Below are 15,255 nucleotides of genomic sequence, written 5' to 3' on the forward strand. Positions count from 1 at the left end.
CCCCGGAGCGCTCGGTCACCGAGCGCTCCGGGGCTGTCGCGTACGGGAGGTCAGGCGTCCCGTGAGCCGGGCGGCAGCGCCGCGGGCCGGGCGCGCCCCGCATGGCGGCCCACCCGCTGCCAGCCGCCGAGACTCCCGGAGCGGGTGCCCGCGCCGGAGCGGTCGCCCGCCGCCGTCACCGTCCCGCCGGGCGAGGAGTGGCCCGAGTGGCCGCGCAGCGGCGCGCGCGAGCCGAAGAGGCCCGGGCCGAGCGCCTGGAGGCCCAGACTCTCCTCGCCGGTCCTGTCCCCCGGCAACGCCCGGAACGAGCGGCGGTACTCGGAGTACAGCGCGTCGTAGATCGGGGTGTGGGACGGGCCGCCCGAGGGGTCCTGCGCGGGACGCATGGCAGGGATCGGGCTCGGACGCTGGTGGGAGGGGTCGTATGAGTGCACGTAGGTGCCAACGACCCCGTCGGCCGTCGGATGCGGGCCCGACGCGGAAACACCCGTCGGGCAGACATCTGTTCGCCGCCGGTGCACCGGAAGCGCGGTCACGGTCAGGTCCCGGCCAGCGGCATGGCGGCGGCGACCAGCAGTCCGGCGGCCGACGCCTTCTCCAGCGCGTCGCGCAGCAGGTCCTCGCGGGGCTGCTGGCCGATGGAGCCCGCCGGGGCGGCGTAGACCAGCACGGTCTGGGACTTGTTGGCGGCGGTCCGCCAGCCCTCGGTGACCTGGAGCGGTGCGTGCGCCTGCCACCAGGCGACCGGGGTGCCGCCCCCCGTACCCGGCTGGAGCACGGCGTGCAGCTGGCCCATGGCGAGCAGGATCGACCAGCCGTGCAGCACCTCCGGCACCTGCTCCATGCGGTGGACCGGCTGGAAGCCCTGTTCCAGGAGGAGCTGGAGGAACTGGTCGCCGTCCCGGCCGTCCGTCCCGGGGCGGGCGATCGCGCCGGTCGGCTCGACGACCAGGGCCGGGTGGAGTTCGTCGTCGATCAGCACGAGACCGCTGGTGATGCCGAGGACGGCCTGCTCGGGGACGACCCGCTCCGGCTCCCCCCGGTCTCCGGCGGTGATGCTGCGGACGGCGCCCTGCAGCTGCTCCTCGGCGACCTGGACCACCTGCGAGGGGATGCAGCTGGCGTGCGCGAAGGCGAGCACGGCGGTCTCGTCGCCGACGAACAGCACCGTGCTGGTGCGCTCCTGCTCGGAGTCGCCGGGGGTGCGGCAGGAGGTGCAGTCGTAACTGCCCGGGGTGTTGTCGCCGACGAGCAGCCGGTCGGCTTCGGCGTCGCCGATCTCGGCGCGTACGTCCTCGCTGACGTCGAGCATGCGCGGCACGGGTGGCTCCTCGAACTCGGTGCGTGCGCCGGGCGGTTCCCGGCTCGGAGATGACAACGGGCGAGCCGCTGCCGGGGTCACGCGGGAAGCCGTACGGAATCGGCCCGGGCGCGCCGGGAGGGTGGGGGATCGGCCGACAAAGAGGGAGGAAGCGGCCCGCCGGGACGGGTATGCAGGGGCGGGCGCGGGGTAGGCGCGGGGTGCGGACCGCTGCCCGGCCGCACGCCGGAATGCGCGGACCGGGGTTGTCCGCTATACGGTCCCGCGGCCCCGGGCGGGCCCGTCCGATGGTATGCCTGTCGGCCCTCTGGGATAAGGACGCGATAAGGAACGGTGAATTACCGGCGAAGCCCGTCTTCGCGGAACGTTTTCCCGAAGGGGAATTCAACCTCGCCCCGGGGCGGAAATCGTGCTGGTTTTCTCGTCTTCCGGAACCCGGTCCGATGATCGTTCACGGCCTGTGCGATTACTGTGCGTCCGGTTGTGAATCGCACGTTCGGGTGAAGGGGGCCGCGGGGGAGACCTGTCGGGATCCTGTGACACAAGCGTGACCGGTGAGCGACGTGAGGATGCCGTGTGCCCGCGCGCGGCCCCCGCTACCGCCTCCGCGCCCGGGCGCCTACGGTGAGGGGTATGGCACCCATACCGACTCCCCCCGCCCAGCCCGACGACGCCGCCGGCGCCTATGTGGGACTCTCCGCGGAGAGCGCCGAACAGCGGGCCCGGGAGCACGGCTGGTCCACCGTACGGGCCCTGCCGCCGGGCATGGTCATCACCATGGAGTTCCAGGCGGGCCGGATCAACTTCGAGGTCGACGGCGGCGTCGTCAGGCGCTGCTGGACCGGCTGAGCCGTCCGTGCCGTACGCGTGAGGGGCCCCGACCGGACGTGGTCGGGGCCCCTCACGCGTGTGCCGGGATCAGCCGCCGGCGACCGGGCGGGCCGGGGCCGTGCCTCCACGCGGCGCGCGGTCCGCGTGCGGCGGGCGCCGGCTGCCGGCCGGCGTCACCGGGGACCGCTCCGAGCGCACCGCGTGAGCCGCGGCCGGCGCGGGATGGGCGCGCGGGCGGCCGCTCGCGGCCGACGGGCGCCCGGCCTGGCCACGCGCCGGGCCCTGGGCCGCCGGCTCCTCCGCGGGCGGCTGCACGGCGGGCTGTACGGCCGGCACGGGCACCGGGGCGTCGGCGGCGGGCGCCGGGGCCGCGGGGCGGCTGCCGGGGGCGCCGAGCCGTGCGCGGGCGGCGAAGATCCAGTTCTCGGCACGGGTGATCAGGGGCTCCACCCACGGCAGGCCGAGCAGGATCAGCAGGCCCGCCGCCCAGCCGAGGAGCACATCGCTCAGCCAGTGCGTACCGAGGTAGACCGTCGTCAGGCCGACGCCGAGGGAAACGATGGCGGACATGGCCGACAGGTAGCGCCTGGCCCTCGGGGTGGCGGCCAGATAGGCGAGGATTCCCCAGGTCACGACGGCGTTGGCGGTGTGGCCGGAGGGAAATATATCGCCGCCGGCGAAGAGCTCGGCCGATCCGATCCTGGTCGCGTAGTGCGGGCCGAGCCGGCCGAGGCCGATCTTGACCGCGCCCACCGTCAGGTTGAGCAGCAGCAGCGAGGCGCCGAGCGTCAGCAGGGGACGCAGGGTGTGCTGCCGCCAGGAGCGCCAGCCGAGCCAGCAGGCGACCATGACCGCGGTGGGCCCGCGCTGGCCGAGGACCACGTAGTAGTCGAGGGCGGCGTGGATTTCGGGCCACTGCTGGTAGGGCCGGAAGAGCATGACCTTCCAGTCCAGGGCCACCAGCCAGGACGACATGAGCACGGCAATGACGATGGCCAGATAGAACGCCAACGTCCCGCCGAAGAGAGCGATGCGGTGACGGCTCATCCGCGGTGTCTCTATCTTCGGCGGTTCCGGCTCCCGGTCCAGCCGGGCGAAGATGTCGGTACGCACCCAATCGACGTTACAGGGAGTGAGTGGGCGCGCCTGTCGATCCGGGCCCTTTGTGATGACGATGTGATGTGGAGTATGTCTCAGCCGCCCGGTTTTTCCAGGGCGGCTGAATAACTCTCCTATTCTTTGCAGCCTGTTATGCGATACCTGTTCGACAAGTAATTCGCTGAAACTTGCGAAGAATTCCGGAGATGCCGAAGTGTGTTTATCCGCGGTGCGGCGGAGCGGAACGGAGGGTGTCAGTCCGGTTACCGTACGGCTTCGGGCGGGAGGTCGCGCGGGGCCCCCGGGCCGCACATGCAGTGGCGTACGCCACACTCCGGCGGGTCGGGCGGTATGAGATGGGCCACGTGTGGCCCCGCCGAACTCGCGTACGCTGACGGATCACTCGCCCGTCGACGCCGGGCCCGGACACCGCGTCCCGTGGGCCCGCCGAGAGCGAGGGGACCATCTGGGAGGTAGATGCATGTCCGGGACGCCCACCGCCCGAATCCGCCTGCGCGCAGCCGCCGACGGTGCCAACCGCTGGGTCGTCCTGGTCGTCCTCTGCCTCAGCCTGCTGCTCGTCGCGCTCGACGCGACGGTGCTGCACGTGGCCGTCCCCGCCGTCACCGAGGACCTGCGGCCCAGCGCCGCCGGACTGCTGTGGATCGTGGACGCCTACCCGCTCGTCTGCGCCTCGCTGCTCATCCTCTTCGGCACCCTCGGCGACCGGGTCGGACGCCGGCGCGTCCTGCTGCTCGGATACGCCCTCTTCGGCGTCGCCTCGGCCGTCGCCGCCCTGGCCGACAGCGCGGCCGTGCTCATCGCGGCGCGGGCCCTGCTCGGGGTCGGCGGGGCGATGATCATGCCCGCCACCCTCTCGATCCTGCGCCAGGTCTTCCCCGACCGGCGCGAACGGGCCGTGGCGATCGGCGTCTGGTCCGCCGTGGCCGCCGTCGGTGCCGCCACCGGGCCCGTCATCGGCGGCTTCCTCGTCGAGCACTTCTGGTGGGGTTCCGTCTTCCTGATCAACATCCCGCTGATGGCCCTGATCCTCCCGGTCGGCCGTCTGCTGCTCCCCGAGTCCCGGGGCAACGACGACGGACCCTGGGACGTGCTCGGCGCGCTGATGGCCGCCGCCGGGGTGCTCGGCGTGGTCCTCGGCGTGAAGCGGGCCGGTACCGGCGAGGGACTGGTCGACTTCGCGACCCTGGTGCCGCTGCTGCTCGGGGCCGCCCTGCTCATCGCCTTCGTGCGCCGCCAGAAACGGCGCACCCACCCGCTGATCGACATCGGCATGTTCGCCCGGCCCGCCTTCTCGACCGCCGTCGGCTGCATCGTCCTGGCCATGCTCGCCCTGGTCGGCCTGGAACTCGTCGCCGTCCAGTACCTCCAGCTCGTTCTGGGCCTCAGTCCGCTGGAGACCGGCCTCCGGCTGCTGCCGCTCACCTTCGCCGCGATGGCCGCGGGCGCCACCGGCTCCCACACGCTGCGCCGGATCGGGCCGCGCCGGATGGTCGGCTGGGGCTTCGTCGTGACGGCCGCGGCGGTGCTGACGTTGACCGTGATGGGCCGCGACGACCGGCCCGTCCTGCTGGCGGCCGCGTTCGTCGCCCTCGGCTTCGGCCTCCAGTCCACGCTGTTCGGCGCGTACGAGTCGATGCTCAACGAGGCCCCCGCCGACCGGGCGGGCGGGGCGGCCGCGATCGGGGAGACCTCCTACCAGCTGGGCGCCGGGATGGGGATAGCGCTGCTCGGCAGTGTGATGAACGCCGCCTATACGCCCGGCCTCGCGGGGCTGCACGCCGACGGCGTCCCCGCGTCCGCGGCGGCCGGGGCCGCCCGCTCGCTCGGTGAGGCGTACGAGGAGGCCGCGCACCTGGGCGGGCCGCTCGGCGCCGTCCTGCGCACCACGGCCCGGGACGCCTTCATCGACGGGCTGCACGTGACCCTGCTGGTCAGCGCCGGGCTCCTGCTGCTCGGGGCGCTGGCCGCGCTGCGGCTGCCCCGCGCGATGGAGTGCGCCCCGAAGCTCTGCGAGCCCCGGGAGCCGGCCGAGCGCCCGGACGCGCCGCAGCGCGAGGGTGTCGACCGGCTCGACGCGCAGCCGCGGGTGCCCGCGCGGCGCCGGCCGGGCGGAGCGGCGGGCTCCGGACGCTCTGGACGTCCGGCACACCGGGTCGTAACGTCGGCACGGCACCGTAACTAACGCTGCTAGTTTTCGAGCACCCCGCCGGAGGCACACCCTCATGTCCACCGCCCCCACCTCGAAGCTCCCGCCCTTCGACCCCCGTGACCCGATCGGCGTCGACGACCTGCTGAGCCCCGAGGACCTCGCGATCCGCGACACCGTCCGCACCTGGGCCGCCGACCGCGTCCTGCCGCACATCGCCGAGTGGTACGAGAACGGCGAGCTGCCCGGCATCCGAGAGCTGGCCCGCGAACTGGGCGCCCTCGGCGCGCTCGGCATGTCGCTCCAGGGCTACGGCTGCGCCGGTGCGACGGCCGTCCAGTACGGGCTGGCCTGCCTGGAGCTTGAGGCGGCCGACTCCGGCATCCGCTCACTCGTCTCCGTACAGGGCTCCCTCGCGATGTACGCGATCCACCGCTACGGCTCCGAGGAGCAGAAGCAGCGGTGGCTGCCGGGCATGGCGGCGGGCGAGACCATCGGCTGCTTCGGCCTCACCGAGCCCGACCACGGATCGGACCCGGCCGCCATGCGCACGTACGCCAAGCGCGACGGCGAGGACTGGGTGCTCAGCGGCCGCAAGATGTGGATCACCAACGGCTCCGTCGCCGGCGTCGCGGTCGTCTGGGCGCAGACCGACGAGGGCCCGGCCGGCACCGGCGTCCGGGGCTTCGTGGTCCCGACGGACGCGCCGGGCTTCTCCGCGCCCGAGATCCGGCACAAGTGGTCGCTGCGTGCCTCGGTCACCAGTGAACTGATCCTGGACGAGGTACGGCTGCCCGCCGACGCCGTCCTCCCCGGGGTCACCGGGCTGCGCGGACCGCTCAGCTGTCTGAGCCACGCCCGCTACGGCATCGTCTGGGGCGCCATGGGCGCGGCCCGGTCCAGCTTCGAGGCGGCCGTCGACTACGCGCGCACCCGGGAGCAGTTCGGGAAGCCGATCGGCGGCTTCCAGCTCACCCAGGCCAAGCTGGCCGACATGGCCGTCGAGCTCCACAAGGGCATTCTGCTCGCCCACCACCTGGGGCAGCGGATGGACGCGGGGCGGCTGCGCCCCGAGCAGGTCAGTTTCGGGAAGCTGAACAACGTGCGGGAGGCCATCGAGATCTGCCGCACCTCGCGCACGATCCTCGGCGCCAACGGGATCTCGCTGGAGTATCCGGTGATGCGGCACGCGACCAACCTGGAGTCGGTGCTCACCTACGAGGGGACCGTGGAGATGCACCAGCTGGTCCTGGGGAAGGCGCTCACCGGCCTGGACGCGTTCCGATGAGCGCCCGGAGGGCGGTCAGCTCTGGTTGAAGAAGCCGTCGGCCGGCCGGCCGACGGCTTCGCCGTTCATCACCTGGGTGTCGGCGGGGGTCAGCAGGAAGACGCGGGTGGCGACGCGGTCGATCGACCCGCGCAGTCCGAAGATCAGGCCCGCGGCGAAGTCCACCACGCGCTTGGCGTCCGCGGAGTCCATGGACGTGAGGTTCATGATCACCGGGACGCCGTCCCGGAAGAGCTCGCCGATGGCGCGGGCGTCCCGGAAGCTGTCCGGGGTCACGGTGGCGATCCGGCGGCCCGTCTCCTCGGCGCTCTCGGAGACCACCCGCACCCGGGGATCGGTCACCCATGCCTGACCGGTACCGGTCCGTGCACCCTCGGTGTACTCGTCGTCGTCGTAGTACCGCTCGTCGTTGTCCTCTACGAGGCCCAGCCAGGCACTCGCCTTGCGCACCGATCCCATGGACGCCTCCTCTCACCGCGGTTCCTTGTTGTTCCGCATCTCTTTCGTATCCCTATGGTCGTCCATGATGCGGATCGTGCGCCAAGGGGATAGGCGGCGCGCAGGGCATTCGTGACGGTACTGGTGCAGAGGATGTGGTGATTCGTCAGGCTTCGTACGGGTAAGGGGGCCTGAAGAAAGAAAATATGAAGTCCGGGCCGTACGGGTGACATGGGGGACGTACGGGTGAACGGGCCGCTCGGTACGATGCCGTCGCGTCCGCGCCCGAGTGCGGCGCACACGCGAACGAAACCCGGGGGACGACCGTGTTCGGAATAGTCAGGCCCTGTACGCATCGCCTCTCCGAGAGGCTCAAGACCGAGTGGATGGCCCATCTCTGCGGGCTCTGTCTGGCGCTCCGCTCCGACCACGGGCAGTTCGCCCGGGTCGTCACCAACTACGACGGCCTGATCGTCTCGGTCCTGACGGAGGCTCAGGCCGAGCGCACCCCCGCGCAGCGCCGCACGGCCGGGCCCTGCCCCCTGCGCTCCATGCGCACCGCGCCCGTCGCGCGCGGCGAGGGCGCCCGGCTGGCCGCCGCCGTCTCGCTGGTGCTGGCCTCGGCGAAGGTACGGGACCACGTCGCCGACCGGGACGGCCTGTTGGCGCGCCGCCCGGTCGCCGCGGCGGCCCGCCGTGTCGCGGCGGGCTGGGACCGGGCCGGGGCGCGCACCGGCGCACAGCTCGGCTTCGACACCGCGCTCCTGGTCGACGCGGTCGACCGGCAGACCGGCATCGAACTCCTCGCGGGCCCCGGCACCCCGCTGCTGACCGTCACCGAGCCCACCGAGACCGCCACCGCCGCGGCCTTCGCGCACACCGCCGTCCTCGCGGGCAAGCCGCACAACGCCGAACCGCTCGCCGAGGCCGGACGCCTCTTCGGACGCCTCGCGCACCTGCTGGACGCCGTGGAGGACCAGGAGGCCGACGCGGCGTCGGGTGCCTGGAACCCGCTCACCGCGACCGGCACCTCGCGCGCGGAGGCCCGCCGGCTGTGCGACGACGCGCTGAAGGGCGTACGGCTGGCGCTGGCGGACGCGGAGTTCACCGACGGCAAGCTCACCCATGTGCTGCTGACCCACGAACTCCGGCGCTCGGTGGACCGGGCCTTCGCCACGGACGTCTGCTCGCACCGGTCCGGCGGGCTGCTGACCGGCGAACCGTCAGGAACGGCGCCCACGGGCTCCTTCGGGCCGCCGCCGGGCAATCCGTACGCGCCCACGGGGCCGGGCGGGCCCTCCGGGCCCCGGCCGCCCGAGCCGCCGCGCGACCGGCGCGGGCTCGTCATGGGCTGCCTGGTGTGGGCGGGGCTCGCCTGCACCTGCCAGATGTGCTGCGGCACCTTCGAGGACCCCTGGTCGCGTCAGCGGCGCGAGGGGCTGTGCAGCCAGTGCGACTGCGGGGACTGCTGTGACGGCTGCGACGCATGCAGCAACTGCTGCGACTGTTGCAACTGCTGTGACGGCTGTGACTGCGGGTGCGACTGCTGAGGCGGTGTCACCTGGACGTCGTCACCCCTGCGTCCCGCTCCGCGACAGGGCGGAGCGGGACGCGGCGAGGGGAGGGTGTGCTGCTGTGCCGGATGCGCGAGGGCGCGCCTGGACAAGGGCAGGGCGGGCGCGGAGAGCAGGGCGTCGGCTCAACAGGAACAGGACCACACGCGACCGAAGTCGATGTGGGAGCGCTTGACCAGCCACTGCTGCGATTGCATGGCCTCAGTGGAACAGCCATCCGATGGCCCGTCAACTGCCTTGAGACGTAGTGCTCACAGTGTGGACAGGCTTGACAGCCCGCCCCGCACAGCGCTTGTCTCGGGCAAGGACCGGGCTGAGGGGCCCGTCCGCCTCGCTCCACGCTGCTGCTTTCCGCCGTCCGCGCCGAGGGCGCGCCCCGTGTTCACCGCATCCACGGAGCCTCCGCATGCCCGCGCGCACATCCGCACCCCGTCCTGCCGCCCTCCGGCCCCTCCACCTGGCCGCCGAGATCGGCGGCCCGCCCCGCTACGACGCGGCCCACCACACCGGTCTCGCCCGGCTCGCGGAGAGCGGCGCGCTCGACTTCGTCACCCTCGGCGACTCCTTCGCCCGGCCGGGCCCCGACGCGCTCGCCGTCCTCGCCCGGGTGGCCCCCGCCACCCGCCGCATCGGCCTCGTGCCGACGCTCACCGCCACCCACACCGAGGCGTCCCGCCTGGCGTCCGCCGTGGCGACCCTGGACTGGGTCAGCCGGGGCCGGGCGGGCTGGCGCGTCGGCGTGTCGGCCACGGAGGCCGAGGCGCGGCTGTTCGGCCGCCGCCCCGCCGCGTCCGCCCACGCCCTGTGGGCCGGGGCCGGGAAGTACGCCGAGGTCTGCGCCCGGCGCCGGCACCGCTGGGAGCCGCCCCAGGGACACCCCGTGGTCGTCGTCGACGGCACGCCCGAACCGGCCAGGGCGGCCGCGGCCCGCCACGCCGACGTCGTCCTCGTACGGGCCGGCACCCCCGAGCGGACCGCCGCGATCCGCGACGACGTGCGCCGCCGCGCCGCCGCGCACGGCCGGGACCCCGACGCGCTGCGGGTGCTCGCCGCGCTCACCGTCGACCTCGGCGACGCCGAGACGGCACCGGAACCGGGGCTGGCCGACGAGCCGTCACTGCCCGACCGGGGCACCTACTACCGGGGCGGACCGGTCGACCTGGCCGCGCTGATCACCCGGTGGTACCGGGCCGGCGCGGTCGACGGCTTCCACCTCACCCCGATCACCCCCGGGCGCGACCTCGAACGGATCGTCAACGGCACGGTGGCCCTGCTCCAGCACCGCAGCCTGTTCCGGACCTTCTACCCGGGCGGCACCCTGCGCGAGCACCTGGGCCTGGCCCGGCCGGCCCGTCGGTACGCACGGACCGGAGCGGGCGTATGACGGCCGCGCCGCCCCGGCGGATGCACCTCGCCGCGTGCGGCCCAGGCGCCGGCGAGCGGGCCGGGTTCGCCTCGTACGAACACCTCGCGCGCACGGCGGAGCGGGGCCTGTTCGACTTCCTCCTCGTCGCCGAGGGGGCGGCCGGCGGGCCCGACGCGCTCACCCTGCTGGCCGCCCTCGCCGCCGGCACCGACCGGCTCGGTCTCGCCGCCGGTACCGCCTTCGGGGAGCCCTACGAACTGGCCCGCCGCCTGGCCACCCTCGACCACCTCAGCGCCGGCCGGGCCGCGTGGCACGCGCGCCCCCCGGCCGGTGAGCACCCGCGCGCCGCCGAATGCGTCGCCGCCGCCCGCGCGCTCTGGGACTCCTGGACACCCGACGGCACCCCGCGCCCCGTCGCCCACCACGGGCGGTACTTCGCGGTGGAGGGCGAGTTCACCGTGGAGCGCTGTCCGCAGGGGCACCCCGTCACCGCCCTGGCGGGCGACTCGCCGCAGGACCGGGAACTCGCCGCGTCCGCCGCCGACATCGTCCTCGTTCCGCACACCACGTTCGACGCGGCCCGCGCCCGTTACGCGGAGGTGAAGGGGCGGCTCGCGGCCCACGGCCGGGCGCACGACGAGCTGAAGGTCATGCTCCGCGTCGACCTCGTACCCGGTGACACCGACGACACCGACGCGCGGGAACCGTTCACCGGCAGCCCGGCCGCCGTCGCCGCGCTGCTCACCGAATACGTCACGGAGGGCGCCGCCGACGGCTTCGTCCTCGTCCCGGACGCTCCCGGCGGCCTCGACGGCTTCGTGGACCGGGTCGTTCCGCTCCTCCGGGACCGGGGAGCGTTCCGCCGCACGTACACCGGTTCGACGCTGCGGTCGCATCTCGGGATCGCGGCACCGGTGTGGAAGGGTTGACCGCTATGAGTACGCACGCACAGCAGCAGGCAGCGCGGGACTGGGAGCGCTGGCACGAGGAGCGGACCGCCACGGTCGCGGCGCCGTACGGGCCGCTCTCCCTCACCGGGACCCACTGGCTCGCGGATTTCCCGGAGGGGCGAATTCCGGCCGTCCCGGGGCGGTGGCGCGAGGAGGGCGGCGCGCTGGTGCTCGACGCCGTCCCGGAGGACGGGCTGACCGTCGACGGGAAGCCCTTCGCCGGCGAGGTCCGGCTCGGTGCCGACCGGGGCCCGATCGACGGGTCCCGGGTCGCGCACGAGGGGCGCAGGCTCGTCGTGCTCAGCCGCGAGGGCCTGTGGGCGGTCCGGGTCTTCGACCCCGGTTCGCCCGCGCGGCGTGCGTTCCAGGCGATCGACGCGACCCCGTACGACCCGCGCTGGGTGCTGCCGGGCACCTTCCGCCCGTACGCGGACGCGCGCACCGTCCGGGTCGAGAACGCCGACGGTGTCGAACGCGGACTCGGGCTCGCGGGGGAGATCGCCTTCGAGGTGGACGGGGCCGGGCACACGCTCCAGGTCGCCGTCGAGCCGGACGGGTCGCTCTGGGCCGTCTTCGCCGACGCCACCAGCGGGAAGGGGAGTTACCGCTTCCGGTTCCTGCGGCCCGCCGCGCCGGACTCGGAGGGCGCGGTGACCGTCGACTTCAACCGCGCGCTGCTGCCGCCGTGCGCCTTCGCGGACCATTTCATCTGCCCCTTCCCGCCGCCGGGCAACACCCTTCCGGTGGCCGTGGAGGCGGGGGAGCGGCAGCGGACCGACGGCTGAGGACGGCTGTCGCGAGCTCAGGCCAAAAGGCACCCTTGCGCGAGAAGTTGACGCCTTGAATACTCCCGAGCAGCGCTTGTCAGGGGCACGGCGTATCCGGAATGCGGACGGATCGCCGTGGACCTGACTGCGCCTCACGGGCCCGGCCACCCCACAGGCGGGCCCCCGATCCCCTCGGGAGATGACAGTGAGGATCAAGCGCACCACCCCCCTCAGCGGTACCGCCAGACGCAGCAGGGCCGTCGCCATCGCGGCGGGCCTGGTGGCCGTAGCCGCCCTGGCCGCCCCCACCGCCCACGCGGACTCCAGCGGAACGTACAGCGCCAACCAGCTCGCCGCCGCCAGCGACGCCGTCCTCGGCGCCGACATCGCCGGCACCGCCTGGAACGTCGACGCGAAGACCGGGAAGCTCGTGGTCACCGTCGACAGCACGGTCTCCGCGGCGGAGATCCGGCAGATCAAGGACTCCGCCGGAGGCAACGCGGGCGCTCTGCGCATCGAGCACACCCCGGGCACGTTCAACAAGCTGATCGCCGGCGGCGACGCCATCTACGCCCCCGGCTGGCGCTGTTCCCTCGGGTTCAACGTCCACAGCGGCAGCACGTACTACTTCCTGACCGCCGGTCACTGCACCGACGGCAACCCGCCCTGGTACACCAACTCCTCGAACAGCACCTACATAGGCCCGACGGTCGGCTCCAGCTTCCCGGTCAACGACTACGGAATCGTGCGCTACGACAACACCTCGCTCGCCCACCCGGGCAAGGTCGGCGGCGTCACCATCACCGGCGCGGCCAACGCCACGGTCGGCATGTCGGTGACTCGCCGGGGCTCCACGACCGGCACCCACAGCGGCAGCGTCACCGGGCTCAACGCCACGGTTAACTACGGCAACGGTGACATCGTCTACGGCATGATCAAGACCAACGTGTGCGCCGAGGGCGGCGACTCGGGCGGTCCGCTCTACTCCGGCAGCAAGGCCATCGGCCTGACCTCCGGCGGCAGCGGCAACTGCAGTTCCGGCGGTACGACGTTCTTCCAGCCGGTCACCGAGGCGCTGAGCGCCTACGGCGTCACCCTGAACTGACGCCCGGTCCGTACGGACACATGGCCCCCGGTCCCGCCGGGGGCCATGTGCGCGCGGGGCGGATGCCGGTCAGCCTCTGGCCGCGCCCGCCCCGGCCGGGGCCACGCCGAAGATGTCCACCGCGTGGTAGTACGTCCAGGCCGTGGCGTCGCACGAGGTGCGCTTGGCGCCGGAGTAGGCGGCGCACACGCGCTTGAGGTCCGCGTAGAGGGCGCTGTCGAGCCGGGCCTTGTTGGCGGAGAACGTGCCGGCGGCCTTGTAGTTGCGGTACCCGAAGTCGTGGCGGGCGCAGGCCGTCTGGAACGGGAAGCCGAAGGGGTTGTCGGGCGAGGTGCTGCAGTAGTCCGTCGACCAGTCGAAGCCGTACGCGGACCACGCGCCCTTGTTGTTGCGGGCGGAGTTCCACGCGTTGTAGCTGGCGGCGCTCGTCTGCGTCCAGGAGCTGAGGACCTGGGGCTTGTCCGCGGGGGCCGCCGAGGCGGACGCGGTGGGCAGCAGGGTGAGCGGGAGCGACAGGCCGAGGGCGGCGAGCAGGGTGGCGACGCGACGGCGCATGAGCAACCTCCGTGGTGCGGCGGGGAATCGTGGCGGCTCGCGGGGTGCGCGAGGTCGCTCCAGGATGCCGTCATGCACCTGTCACGCCTAGGGGCGTGCGGTGGCCGTTCGGCGCTGTGCGCCGTGCGGGGTACGTGTCAGCGGGCGCGCCGCCGCCCCAGCAGGCGGGCCTGTTCCCTCTTCAGTTCGGTGAAGCCCTTGCGCGCGTAGGCGGCTATCTCCTGACTGGGGAACGGTACGACCGAGAGGTGCTGTTCATGGCTGCCCCGCGACCACCGGGCGGCCGTGATCTCGTAACCCGAGACATGGGCGCACAGCTGGAGCAGGAGGGGCGGCATCACCGGGTCGTTCAGGAGGTCGGCGTGGGCGAGGACCAGATCGCGCATGGCCCGGATGTTCGGGAGGAAGACGGTGGTGACCCACAGCCGCCACTCGGCGAGCTCCTCCTCGGTGGGCGGCGTCTCATGGTCGAAGGGGGACCTGCCGTCGGGGCGGGCGTTGCGCTCCAGGAACGCGGCGAAGACGCGGCTGTTGGCCTCGGTGAGGGCGAACAGGGGGCCGTAGAAGTCACTGAGCTGGCGGTTCACCCGGGCGAGGCGTTCCTGGCGCTGCGAGAGGCGCAGTCCGTTGAGATAGGTGAGGGCGTAGCCCGCGAACGTGAGTCCGATGGTGACGGCCAGTGTGATCATGGGGGCCGATGCTAGGGCGTGTTCCGAAAGTAGCGCCGTCCGCCCGGCCGGACAGGCGGGACTTTCGAAACACGCCCTAGTGGTGGGACGCCTCCACCGTCGGCCGGTCCTGGGGTCCGCGCATCGCCGTCAGCAGGGTCCCCGCCGTGCCCGCCACCGCCCACGCGGACAGCACCAGCAGGGGGCCGGTCACGGCGTTGCCGTGGAAGTACGCGATCGAGCGGGCCGTCCAGGTCGAGGCGCCCGGGGGCAGGGCGGGGCCGATCGCGCGCCAGAAGTCCGGGAGCATCGGGAGCGGGAAGGCGCCGCCCGCGCTCGGGTTGCCCGCGATGACCACGATCAGGACGGCCAGGCCGATGCCGACGATGCCGGTGAGCCCCTCCAGGGCGAGGGTGATCATGCCGACCGCGAAGACGGTCAGCGCGCCCAGGCCCGACAGCCCCCAGAGGCTGCCGGGCAGGGCGCCGAGGACCGGGCCGATGATGAGCGCGCCGCCGATGCCGCCCGCGATCGAGTACAGCGCCATCACCCCCGTGCGGATCAGCGCGCGCTGCCGGTTGGCGGGGCGGGTGCCCGCGCTGATCGCCAGGATCGAGGCGCACAGGTAGCCGCCGACGCACCAGCCCACCGCCAGGTAGAACGCGGACAGCCCGTCGAAGTCCTGGCGGGAGGCCGGGGCCACGTCGACGGCGCGCACGGTGCGCCGCTGGGCCGCCTCCGCCTCCTTGACGATCTTCGTGAGGGAGGTGGCCAGGACGGTGCCCCCGCCGGAGGCGACCAGCACGGTGTCCCTCGTGCCCCGGGGGTCCACGATCAGGGCGCCGTCGATCTCGCGGTCGAGGATCTGCCGGCGGGCGGTGGCCTCGTCGGAGACCGTACGCGGGTCGAGCGGGCCGCCGGGGAGGCCGTCCAGCCGGTCGACGAGCCGGGCGGACGCCTGCTGGGGCGCGACCACACCGAAGGGGACGTCCGTCGGCTTCGGGTGGTGCAGCGCCCCGATGTAGGACGCGATGAACAGCAGCTGGAGCGCCAGCACCCCGATGACGAGCAGGGCGGCTCGGGGGGTGACGGCGTTCCGCACCTCGTCGGCGAAAGTCATGCCC

Annotated in this window: 15 protein-coding genes; 8 read left to right on the forward strand and 7 right to left on the reverse strand. The window is 73.4% G+C overall.

Annotated features, from left to right (window positions below; genetic code table 11):
* Positions 1-50 precede the first annotated feature (50 nt).
* Positions 51-386 (reverse strand): hypothetical protein, encoded by a 336-nt coding sequence (locus ACN6LM_RS23445; RefSeq protein ID WP_445067354.1) that lies wholly within the window; start codon positions 384-386, stop codon positions 51-53.
* 152 nt (positions 387-538) lie between these two features.
* Positions 539-1,321 carry a hypothetical protein gene (locus ACN6LM_RS23450; RefSeq protein ID WP_445067355.1) on the reverse strand — a complete coding sequence of 261 codons (783 nt, stop codon included), beginning with the start codon at positions 1,319-1,321 and terminating at the stop codon, positions 539-541.
* 633 nt (positions 1,322-1,954) lie between these two features.
* Here ACN6LM_RS23450 and ACN6LM_RS23455 point away from each other — a divergent pair.
* Positions 1,955-2,170 carry an I78 family peptidase inhibitor gene (locus tag ACN6LM_RS23455; RefSeq protein WP_445067356.1) on the forward strand — a complete coding sequence of 72 codons (216 nt, stop codon included), beginning with the start codon at positions 1,955-1,957 and terminating at the stop codon, positions 2,168-2,170.
* A gap of 69 nt (positions 2,171-2,239) precedes the next feature.
* Here the strand turns inward: ACN6LM_RS23455 and ACN6LM_RS23460 are convergent, their stop codons facing one another.
* Positions 2,240-3,265, reverse strand: coding sequence for a phosphatase PAP2 family protein (locus tag ACN6LM_RS23460; RefSeq protein ID WP_445067357.1), 1,026 nt, complete (start codon positions 3,263-3,265; stop codon positions 2,240-2,242).
* A 466-nt stretch (positions 3,266-3,731) separates the two neighbouring features.
* Between ACN6LM_RS23460 and ACN6LM_RS23465 the strand changes: the two genes are divergently transcribed.
* On the forward strand, positions 3,732-5,456 hold the full coding sequence (locus tag ACN6LM_RS23465; RefSeq protein WP_445067358.1) for an MFS transporter: 1,725 nt from the start codon (positions 3,732-3,734) through the stop codon (positions 5,454-5,456).
* Between the two features lie 40 nt (positions 5,457-5,496).
* On the forward strand, positions 5,497-6,708 hold the full coding sequence (locus ACN6LM_RS23470; protein ID WP_445067359.1) for an acyl-CoA dehydrogenase family protein: 1,212 nt from the start codon (positions 5,497-5,499) through the stop codon (positions 6,706-6,708).
* A gap of 15 nt (positions 6,709-6,723) precedes the next feature.
* On the opposite strand, the gene ACN6LM_RS23475 is transcribed toward ACN6LM_RS23470, so the two are convergent.
* A complete protein-coding gene (locus ACN6LM_RS23475; RefSeq protein WP_445067360.1) occupies positions 6,724-7,167 on the reverse strand; it encodes a cell division protein SepF in 444 nt (147 codons plus the stop codon).
* Positions 7,168-7,472: 305 nt separating this feature from the next.
* Here ACN6LM_RS23475 and ACN6LM_RS23480 point away from each other — a divergent pair, with 305 nt between their 5' ends.
* The 5 genes from ACN6LM_RS23480 (at position 7,473) to ACN6LM_RS23500 (ending at position 12,908) form a co-directional block, all read left to right on the forward strand.
* Entirely contained in the window at positions 7,473-8,696 is a 1,224-nt protein-coding gene (locus ACN6LM_RS23480; protein WP_445067361.1) for a DUF5685 family protein, read from the forward strand.
* 430 nt (positions 8,697-9,126) lie between these two features.
* Positions 9,127-10,104 carry an LLM class flavin-dependent oxidoreductase gene (locus ACN6LM_RS23485; RefSeq protein WP_445067362.1) on the forward strand — a complete coding sequence of 326 codons (978 nt, stop codon included), beginning with the start codon at positions 9,127-9,129 and terminating at the stop codon, positions 10,102-10,104.
* Positions 10,101-11,015 carry an LLM class flavin-dependent oxidoreductase gene (locus ACN6LM_RS23490; protein ID WP_445067363.1) on the forward strand — a complete coding sequence of 305 codons (915 nt, stop codon included), beginning with the start codon at positions 10,101-10,103 and terminating at the stop codon, positions 11,013-11,015. The genes ACN6LM_RS23485 and ACN6LM_RS23490 overlap by 4 nt, the downstream gene beginning before the upstream one ends.
* 5 nt (positions 11,016-11,020) lie before the next feature.
* The gene (locus ACN6LM_RS23495; protein ID WP_445067364.1) at positions 11,021-11,821 is read left to right on the forward strand and encodes a DUF1684 domain-containing protein; all 801 of its coding nucleotides are present in this window, start codon (positions 11,021-11,023) and stop codon (positions 11,819-11,821) included.
* 187 nt (positions 11,822-12,008) lie between these two features.
* Positions 12,009-12,908, forward strand: coding sequence for a S1 family peptidase (locus ACN6LM_RS23500; protein WP_445067389.1), 900 nt, complete (start codon positions 12,009-12,011; stop codon positions 12,906-12,908).
* A gap of 69 nt (positions 12,909-12,977) precedes the next feature.
* Here the strand turns inward: ACN6LM_RS23500 and ACN6LM_RS23505 are convergent, their stop codons facing one another.
* From ACN6LM_RS23505 to ACN6LM_RS23515, 3 genes are all read right to left on the reverse strand, one after another.
* Positions 12,978-13,463: a phospholipase gene (locus ACN6LM_RS23505; RefSeq protein ID WP_445067365.1), complete on the reverse strand. Its 486-nt coding sequence runs from the start codon at positions 13,461-13,463 to the stop codon at positions 12,978-12,980.
* A 137-nt stretch (positions 13,464-13,600) separates the two neighbouring features.
* Entirely contained in the window at positions 13,601-14,152 is a 552-nt protein-coding gene (locus ACN6LM_RS23510) for a hypothetical protein (protein WP_445067366.1), read from the reverse strand.
* 76 nt (positions 14,153-14,228) lie between these two features.
* Positions 14,229-15,251, reverse strand: a complete 1,023-nt coding sequence (locus ACN6LM_RS23515; RefSeq protein ID WP_445067367.1) for a DUF3533 domain-containing protein — start codon at positions 15,249-15,251, stop codon at positions 14,229-14,231.
* Positions 15,252-15,255: the final 4 nt, after the last annotated feature.

The sequence above is a fragment of the Streptomyces sp. SAS_281 genome, from assembly GCF_052542855.1.